The following is a 7,815-nucleotide window of genomic DNA, read 5'->3' on the forward strand; positions in this document are numbered from 1 at the left end:
GCCGCCGCGCTGGCGCTCGCGGATCGCCGGCCGATCGAAATCGTCAGCGTCGACTCGGCGCTCGTGTATCGCGACATGGACATCGGCACCGCGAAACCGTCGCGCGACGAGCGCGCGCGCGTGCCGCATCACCTGATCGACATCATCGATCCGGCTGACGCCTATTCGGCCGCCCAATTCCGCACGGCTGCGCTGCGCCTGATCGGCGAGATCGCCGCGCGCGGCCGAACACCGTTGCTCGCGGGCGGCACGATGCTGTACTACAAGGCGCTGACGCAGGGATTGAATGATCTGCCGACCGCCGATCCGGCGGTGCGCGCGGAACTCGATGCGGATGCGGCGCGCGACGGCTGGCCTGCGCTCCATGCGCGGCTCGCGCAGGTCGATCCGGACACCGCCGCACGGCTCGCGCCGAACGATTCGCAGCGCATCCAGCGTGCACTCGAAGTGTTCATCCTGAGCGGCCAGCCGATGTCGGCGCTGCTCGCCGCGCCGCCGCGCGCGGACGACGAAGCGTCGCGCTACCGCTTCGTGCCGGTCGCGCTGGAGCCGTCCGACCGCGCCGTGCTGCATGCCCGGATCGCCACGCGTTTCGACGCGATGCTCGACGCGGGTTTCATCGACGAAGTCGAGCGGCTGCGGCGGCGTGAAGACCTGCACATCGGCCTGCCGTCGATGCGCTGCGTCGGCTACCGGCAAGCCTGGGAATACCTCGACGGCGCAACCGACTACCGGACGATGCGCGACAAGGGTGTGTTCGCGACACGTCAGCTGTGCAAGCGGCAGCTCACCTGGCTGCGCGCGATGCCCGAGCGGATCGTCGTCGATTGCATTGCGCCCGACTCGACCGCACGCACGGTCGATGCACTGGAACGGCTGCTCGACGCACCGGCGTCCTGAGCGAAACGGCAGGCACAAAAAAAACCTGGCAACGCACGCTGCCAGGTTTTTTACATCAGGCGCGGCCTGCGCGCCTGCGAACAATCGAACGAAACGCTCAGACCACGACGGTCTGCGCCTCGCCTTCGCGGCTCGCGCGCACGGTGCCGATCTTCCACACCTGCTCGCCGGCGTCCGTCAGCTGACGCACCGCCTCGTCGGCATCCGCCGCCGACACGATCACCGCCATGCCGATCCCGCAGTTGAACACGCGGTGCATTTCCGCGTCGGCGACGCCGCCATGCTCCTGCAGCCACTTGAACAGCGGCGGCAGCGGCCAGGCCTTCTGATCCAGCTCGGCGGTGAGGCCCTCGCGCAGCACGCGCGGAATGTTCTCGACAAGGCCGCCGCCCGTGATGTGCGCCATGCCCTTCACCGCGATTTTTTCCATCAGCGCGAGCAGCGGCTTCACGTAGATGCGGGTCGGCGCCATCAGCGCGTCCGCGAGCGAACGGCCGTGGAAATCCGCCGACAGATCCGGATTCGCACGCTCGATGATCTTGCGCACGAGCGAGAAACCGTTCGAATGGATGCCGCTCGATGCAAGGCCCAGCACCACGTCGCCTTCGGCGATCGTGCTGCCGTCGATGATCTTGCTCTTCTCGACCGCGCCGACCGCGAAACCGGCCAGGTCGTACTCGCCGTCCGGGTACATGCCCGGCATTTCGGCGGTTTCGCCGCCGATCAGCGCGCAGCCCGACAGCTCGCAGCCCTGCGCGATGCCCTTCACGACCGTGGCGGCCGTGTCGACGTCGAGCTTGCCGCACGCGAAGTAGTCGAGGAAGAACAGCGGTTCGGCGCCCTGCACGAGAATGTCGTTCACGCTCATCGCGACGAGATCCTGGCCGACCGTGTCGTGTTTGTTCAGATGAAAGGCGAGCTTCAGCTTCGTGCCGACGCCGTCCGTGCCGGACACGAGCACCGGTTCACGGTACTTCTTCGGCACTTCGAACAGCGCGCCGAACCCCCCGATTCCGCCCAGCACGCCGTCGCGCAGGGTTTTCTTCGCAAAGGGCTTGATCTTGTCGATGAGCGCGTCGCCCGCGTCGATGTCGACGCCCGCGTCACGGTAGGAAAGACCTTGGGCGTCGGGAGCGGATTTCGGAGGATTCATGGGGGAATGCGAGAAGGTCGGTAAAATGCGATTTTACCCGAAGCCGGCCGCTTGGCCGGAATTACTGCATCGAATCGCTACGGATCGCATCTTGCCCGACACGTCCCCGTTTTTCTTGCCACGCGCGCCGCGCGCGACACGGCGCGCCGGCGCATGCACGGCCGTTGCGGCAGCGACGCGCGATGCCGATCCGGCGCCCCGCAGGCTTCACCCCAACCGTTTCGCATCGTGACTGCTTCCCGTCAACTGACGCTCGATCTCGGCACGCCGCCTCCCGCGACGTTCGACAATTTCTTCGTCGGCTCCAACACGGAGCTGGTCGCACGCCTGCGCGGGCTGGACGCGGCGATCGCGGAAGGCCCGGTCGCCGACCGCACGCTCTATCTGTGGGGCGAAGCGGGCAGCGGCCGCAGTCACCTGCTGCAGGCGCTCGTCTACGACACGCCGCCGGGCTGCGCGCGCTACGTGAGCCCGCAAAGCGGGCTTGACGCATTCACGTTCGACCCGCGGCAGTCGATCTACGCGGTCGACGACTGCGACCGCCTGAACCCGACGCAGCAGGTCGCGCTGTTCAACCTGTTCAACGAGGTGCGCGCGCATCCGTCGAGCGCGCTGGTCGTCGCCGGCCCGGTCGCGCCGCGTGCGCTCGATGTGCGCGAGGATCTGCGCACGCGCCTCGGCTGGGGTCTCGTGTTTCACGTCGCGCCGGTGCCTGACGACGCCAAGGCCGCCGTGCTGCGGCAAGCGGCAAAAGAGCGCGGTGTCGCGCTGGCCGACGACGTGCCCGCCTATCTCCTCACCCATTTCCGCCGCGACATGCCGAGCCTGATGACGCTCCTCGACGCGCTCGACCGCTTTTCGCTCGAGCAGAAGCGCGGCGTGACGCTGCCGCTCGTGCGCGCGCTGCTCGCGCGTCTGGCGGCCGCGGGATGGCCGGCGGCGGTCGGTTCAAACCGCTTCGAGTAAAATGCGCACCCATGACTAATCTGGCACTCTTTGACCTCGACCACACGCTGATCCCGACCGACAGCGACCACGAATGGGGTCGCTTCATGGTGAAGCTCGGCATCGTCGACGCGGAAAGCTTCTCGCGTCAGAACGACCAGTTCTTCGCCGACTACAAGGCGGGCAAGCTCGACATCCACGCGTACCTGACCGCGATGCTCACGCCGCTGGCGAAGTATTCGCGCGCGCAACTCGCCGAGTGGCACGCGCAGTTCATGCACGAGGTGATCCGTCCCGCGATGCTGCCGGCGGCACTCGAACTCGTGCGTCAGCATCTGGACGCGGGCGACCTGTGCTGCATCGTCACCGCAACCAACGAATTCATTACGCGGCCGATCGCGACCGCATTCGGCGTCGACACGCTGATCGCGTGCGAGGTGGAAACGACCGACGGTCACCCGGATTCGCCTTACACGGGCCGACCGACCGGCACGCCGAGCTACCGCGAAGGCAAGATCGTGCGCACCGAAGCGTGGCTCGCATCGATTGGCAAGCACTGGGACGATTTCGCGCGCAGCTATTTCTATAGCGATTCGCACAACGACATCCCGCTGCTCGAAAAAGTCAGCGACCCGATCGCGACCAACCCCGACGACACGCTGCGCGCGCATGCTCGCGACCGCGGCTGGCGCATCCTAGACCTGTTCTGAACGTCGTGATCAAAAAACTCATTCGCAAGCTGCTCGGCCAGGACGACGCCGCGCAGAATCAAACCGACACCGCCGACGCGCCGAAGAAAGCCGCACCGGCGCACGCGCCGGCCGCTGCACGCGCGGCGAAAGGCACCCGCAGTCCTGCCGCCAGGAAGGCGCGCAGCCACGAGCCGACCGTCGTGCACGCAAACGTGCACGGCATCGATCCCGCGCTGATCTCGAGGAACGCCGTGCGCGTGACCGAAACGCTGCAGCAGGCGGGCTTCCGCGCGTTCATCGTCGGCGGTGCGGTTCGCGACCTGCTGCTCGGCATCGCGCCGAAGGACTTCGACGTCGCGACCGACGCCACCCCGACCGAAGTGCAGCGCCTGTTCCGCCGCGCGCGTCTGATCGGCCGCCGCTTCCAGATCGTCCATGTGCAGTTCGGCCAGGAATTGATCGAGGTATCGACGTTCCGCGCGCTCGTCGACGCCCCGCCCGCGGATGCGCAGAAGGAAGGCGCGGCGCCGGCCAGGCGCCTGAAGCGCGACGAGCTCGATCGCCGCACGCACGCCGTCGACGAGAGCGGCCGCGTGCTGCGCGACAACGTCTGGGGCGAACAGCACGAGGACGCCGCGCGCCGCGACTTCACGATCAACGCGATGTACTACGATCCGGCCATGCAGACGGTGCTCGACTACCACGACGGCATGGCCGACGTGCGCGCGCGCCTGCTGCGAATGATCGGCGACCCGGCCACCCGCTACCGCGAGGATCCGGTGCGGATGCTGCGCGTCGTGCGCTTCGCGGCGAAGCTCGGCTTCGACATCGAGACGCATACGCGCGCACCGATCAATGCGCTCGCGGACCTGATCAACAACGTGCCTGCCGCACGCCTGTTCGACGAAATGCTGAAGCTGCTGCTGTCCGGCCATGCGCTCGCGTGCCTGAAGCAGCTGCGCAAGGAAGGCCTGCATCACGGGCTGCTGCCGCTTCTCGACGTCGTGCTCGAACAGCCGCAGGGCGAAAAGTTCGTCACGCTCGCGCTGAACAACACCGACGCGCGCGTGCGCGCGGGCAAGCCGGTGTCGCCGGGCTTCCTGTTCGCGACGCTTCTCTGGCACGACATGCGCCAGCGCTGGGAGCAATACACGGCCGAAGGCGAGCTGCCGGTGCCTGCCCTGCATCGCGCGATGGACGACGTGATCGACATGCAGACCGAGAAGCTCGCGATCCACAAGCGCTACTCGGCCGACATGCGCGAGATCTGGGGCCTGCAGTTGCGTCTCGAGAAACGCTCCGGCCGCAGCGCGATGCGCCTGCTGGAACACCAACGACTCAGAGCGGGGTATGATTTCCTCCTGTTACGCTGCGAATCCGGCGAGCTGGACCCGACCATCGGACAGTGGTGGACGGAATTCATCGAAGGCGACGCGGCCGCCCGCGAGGCGCTGCTCACGCAAGGCGGCAGCAAGGACAAAGCGCCCCGCAAGCGGCGCCGCCGCGGCGGTGTGCGGAACCGCAAGCCGGGCGACAGCGCCGAACAGACGTCGGGCGGCCCGGCCGGCACGGAAGACTGACGCGCTCGCCGGCGAACGACGTAGGAAGTGATGCCATGACGGTTGCTTATCTCGGACTGGGCGCGAATCTCGGCGATGCGCGCCAGACCTTGAAGGACGCGGTGGTGTGTCTCGCACAGCAGCACACCATCGCGATTCTCGACAAGTCGAGCCTGTATCGCACGGCCCCGGTCGACGCGAGCGGCGACGACTACTACAACTGCGTCGTCAAGATCGACACGACGCTCGAAGCCCGCGAACTGCTCGCCCTCTGCCACAAGATCGAACATCACTTCGGGCGTGAACGCCCGTACCGCAACGCGCCCCGCACGCTCGACCTCGACATCCTGCTGTACGGCAGCGAGTCGATCGACGAACCCGACCTGATCGTGCCGCATCCGCGCCTGACCGATCGCGCGTTCGTGCTCGTGCCGCTCATCGAGATCGACCCGACACTCGACATCCCGGCGCGCGGCCGCGCCGAAACGTTCCTCGCCGCGGTCGCGAGCCAGCGCATCGAGAAAGTCCAGTCCTGCAAATGCCTGATTCAGAAGGCGCTCGCCGTCGACGGCGCAAGCGCTGACGAAAACCGCTGCCGATGAACCCCACGCCCCTGACTGTCACGGCGCCCGATCTGCGTGCGCCGTTTCGCTATCTCGTGATCGAAGGACCGATCGGCGTCGGCAAGACGACGCTCGCCGGCCTGCTCGCCGAGCGCTGGTCGATGCAGACGCTGCTCGAACGGCCACAGGACAACCCGTTTCTCGAACGCTTCTATCGCGACACGGCGCGCTACGCGCTGCCGGCCCAGCTCGCGTTCGCGCTGCAGCGCGCGCAGCAGGCGCATGAACTCGTCGCCACGCTGGAAACGGGCCGGTCCGTCGTCGCCGATTACATGCCGCAGAAAAACGAAATCTTCGCGCGGCTGAATCTGCCGGACGACGAATGGCAGCTCTATCGCGCACTCGCGACGCATATCGACGCGCCGAAGGACCTCTCGCGCGCCGCGGGCAGCGCGCCCGGCGCATCGGGCGATGCGCCGCATGCGCCCTCGCCCGATCTCGTGATCTACCTGCAAGCCAGCCCGGAAGTGCTGTTCGCGCGCATCCAGAAACGCGGCCTGCCGATGGAGCAGCAGATCAGCGACGCGTACCTGCGCAAGCTCGTCGACGCGTACAACGAATTTTTCTATCACTACGACCGCACCCCGGTGCTGACGGTCGCCGCGGAACACCTGAATCCGCTGGAATCTCCCGAAGATCTCTCGTTGCTGGTCGGGCACATCGAAACGATGCGCGGCCGCAAGGAATTCTTCGTCAAGGGCGAGACGACGCGCTGAGCGCCTCGCTGCTGTATTCACTCATCGAACCGGATCTCCCATGACCTATCTCCAGGAATCGACTCGGCCTGCCGTCACGGTGCCCAAACTGCAGGCGATGCGCGACGCCGGCGAGAAGATCGCCATGCTGACCTGCTATGACGCGAGCTTCGCGGCATTGCTCGACCGCGCCGGCGTCGACGTGCTCCTGATCGGCGATTCGCTCGGCAATGTACTGCAAGGCCAGACCACGACGCTGCCCGTGTCGCTCGACGACATCGCCTATCACACCGCCTGCGTTGCACGCGCGCAGCCGCGCGCACTGATCGTCGCGGATCTGCCGTTCGGCACGTACGGCACGCCCGCCGATGCGTTCGCGAGTTCGGTCAGGCTGATGCGCGCGGGCGCGCAGATGGTCAAGCTCGAAGGCGGCGAATGGCTCGCCGACACCGTGCGTTTTCTCATCGAGCGCTCCGTGCCGGTATGCGCGCACCTCGGCCTGACGCCGCAGTCGGTGCATGCGTTCGGCGGCTTCAAGGTGCAGGGCAAGACCGAGGCGGGCGCCGCCCAACTGCTGCGCGATGCACGTGCGATGGAGGCGGCGGGTGCGCAACTCGTCCTGATCGAAGCCGTGCCGGGCCTCGTTGCTGCCGAAGTCACGCAGATGCTGCGCGTGCCGACGATCGGTATCGGTGCGGGCGTGGATTGCTCCGGACAAGTGCTCGTGCTGCACGACATGCTCGGCATCTTCCCCGGCAAGCGTCCGCGCTTCGTGAAGGATTTCATGCAGGGTCAGCCAAACATTCAGGCGGCTGTCGAAGCGTACGTGGGTGCGGTCAAGGACGGCTCGTTCCCCGGACCGGAACACGCGTTCTGATGCAGAGCCGGCGGTGTGCCGCCGGCAGCGGATGTGAAAAAGCGCGACGCCCGTTTTAAGGCGCCGCGCTTTTTTTCATATGCCGGCCGCGTTTTCAGCGCGATACGTGCATCACCTCAGTTCGGCGTCGAGCGTACCGCGTAGCGCATTGGTCAGCAGCAGCGCCTCCGCGCGGGACAGGTCGTCGCGCGTCACGACGCGCTCCTTTGCCGCGAACGCCGGATCGTCCAGCAGCACGCCGCGCATCACGCCCGGCAGCACGCCGCACGACAGCGGCGGCGTCACCCACTGTCCGTCCAGCTTCACGAACACGTTCGAGCGGCCACCTTCCGTCAGCTCGCCGCGTTCGTTGAAGAACAGCATGTCGAAGC

At 66.9% G+C, this 7,815-nt stretch carries 9 protein-coding genes; 7 read left to right on the top strand and 2 right to left on the bottom strand.

Going from position 1 to position 7,815, the window contains the following annotated elements:
* Window positions 1-900: tRNA (adenosine(37)-N6)-dimethylallyltransferase MiaA (gene miaA, locus KH616_RS18090; protein WP_292248981.1), on the top strand; the 900-nt coding region annotated here is incomplete at its 5' end.
* 97 nt (window positions 901-997) lie between these two features.
* Here the strand turns inward: miaA and purM are convergent.
* Window positions 998-2,053 carry a phosphoribosylformylglycinamidine cyclo-ligase gene (gene purM / locus KH616_RS18095; RefSeq protein ID WP_292248983.1) on the bottom strand — a complete coding sequence of 352 codons (1,056 nt, stop codon included), beginning with the start codon at window positions 2,051-2,053 and terminating at the stop codon, window positions 998-1,000.
* A gap of 228 nt (window positions 2,054-2,281) precedes the next feature.
* Between purM and hda the strand changes: the two genes are divergently transcribed.
* Genes hda through panB form a run of 6 tightly spaced genes read left to right on the top strand, consistent with a single transcriptional unit; the run spans window position 2,282 to window position 7,444 of the window.
* Entirely contained in the window at window positions 2,282-3,019 is a 738-nt protein-coding gene (gene hda, locus KH616_RS18100) for a DnaA regulatory inactivator Hda (RefSeq protein ID WP_292248986.1), read from the top strand.
* Between the two features lie 11 nt (window positions 3,020-3,030).
* Window positions 3,031-3,708: an HAD family hydrolase gene (locus KH616_RS18105; RefSeq protein WP_292248989.1), complete on the top strand. Its 678-nt coding sequence runs from the start codon at window positions 3,031-3,033 to the stop codon at window positions 3,706-3,708.
* A gap of 5 nt (window positions 3,709-3,713) precedes the next feature.
* Complete coding sequence (pcnB, locus tag KH616_RS18110) at window positions 3,714-5,270, top strand: polynucleotide adenylyltransferase PcnB (RefSeq protein WP_292248992.1); 1,557 nt, start codon at window positions 3,714-3,716, stop codon at window positions 5,268-5,270.
* 35 nt (window positions 5,271-5,305) lie between these two features.
* A complete protein-coding gene (gene folK / locus KH616_RS18115) occupies window positions 5,306-5,851 on the top strand; it encodes a 2-amino-4-hydroxy-6-hydroxymethyldihydropteridine diphosphokinase (protein ID WP_292248995.1) in 546 nt (181 codons plus the stop codon).
* Window positions 5,848-6,588 (top strand): deoxynucleoside kinase, encoded by a 741-nt coding sequence (locus KH616_RS18120; protein ID WP_292248998.1) that lies wholly within the window; start codon window positions 5,848-5,850, stop codon window positions 6,586-6,588. The genes folK and KH616_RS18120 overlap by 4 nt, the downstream gene beginning before the upstream one ends.
* 40 nt (window positions 6,589-6,628) lie before the next feature.
* A complete protein-coding gene (gene panB / locus KH616_RS18125; RefSeq protein WP_292249001.1) occupies window positions 6,629-7,444 on the top strand; it encodes a 3-methyl-2-oxobutanoate hydroxymethyltransferase in 816 nt (271 codons plus the stop codon).
* A gap of 111 nt (window positions 7,445-7,555) precedes the next feature.
* On the opposite strand, the gene KH616_RS18130 is transcribed toward panB, so the two are convergent.
* Window positions 7,556-7,815, bottom strand: a 260-nt coding sequence (locus KH616_RS18130) for an aminotransferase class IV (RefSeq protein ID WP_292249004.1), incomplete at its 5' end; no start/stop codon positions are given.

This window comes from Burkholderia sp. (genome assembly GCF_018375725.1).
In the GTDB taxonomy this organism is placed as follows: domain Bacteria; phylum Pseudomonadota; class Gammaproteobacteria; order Burkholderiales; family Burkholderiaceae; genus Burkholderia.

What these genes read in the sequence shown, in the direction of transcription:
- folK (WP_292248995.1), top strand. Translation starts at nt 5,306, where the DNA reads ATGACGGTTGCTTATCTCGGACTGGGCGCGAATCTCGGCGATGCGCGC.
- KH616_RS18120 (WP_292248998.1), top strand. Translation starts at nt 5,848, where the DNA reads ATGAACCCCACGCCCCTGACTGTCACGGCGCCCGATCTGCGTGCGCCG.
- purM (WP_292248983.1), bottom strand. Translation starts at nt 2,053, where the DNA reads ATGAATCCTCCGAAATCCGCTCCCGACGCCCAAGGTCTTTCCTACCGT.
- KH616_RS18105 (WP_292248989.1), top strand. Translation starts at nt 3,031, where the DNA reads ATGACTAATCTGGCACTCTTTGACCTCGACCACACGCTGATCCCGACC.
- panB (WP_292249001.1), top strand. Translation starts at nt 6,629, where the DNA reads ATGACCTATCTCCAGGAATCGACTCGGCCTGCCGTCACGGTGCCCAAA.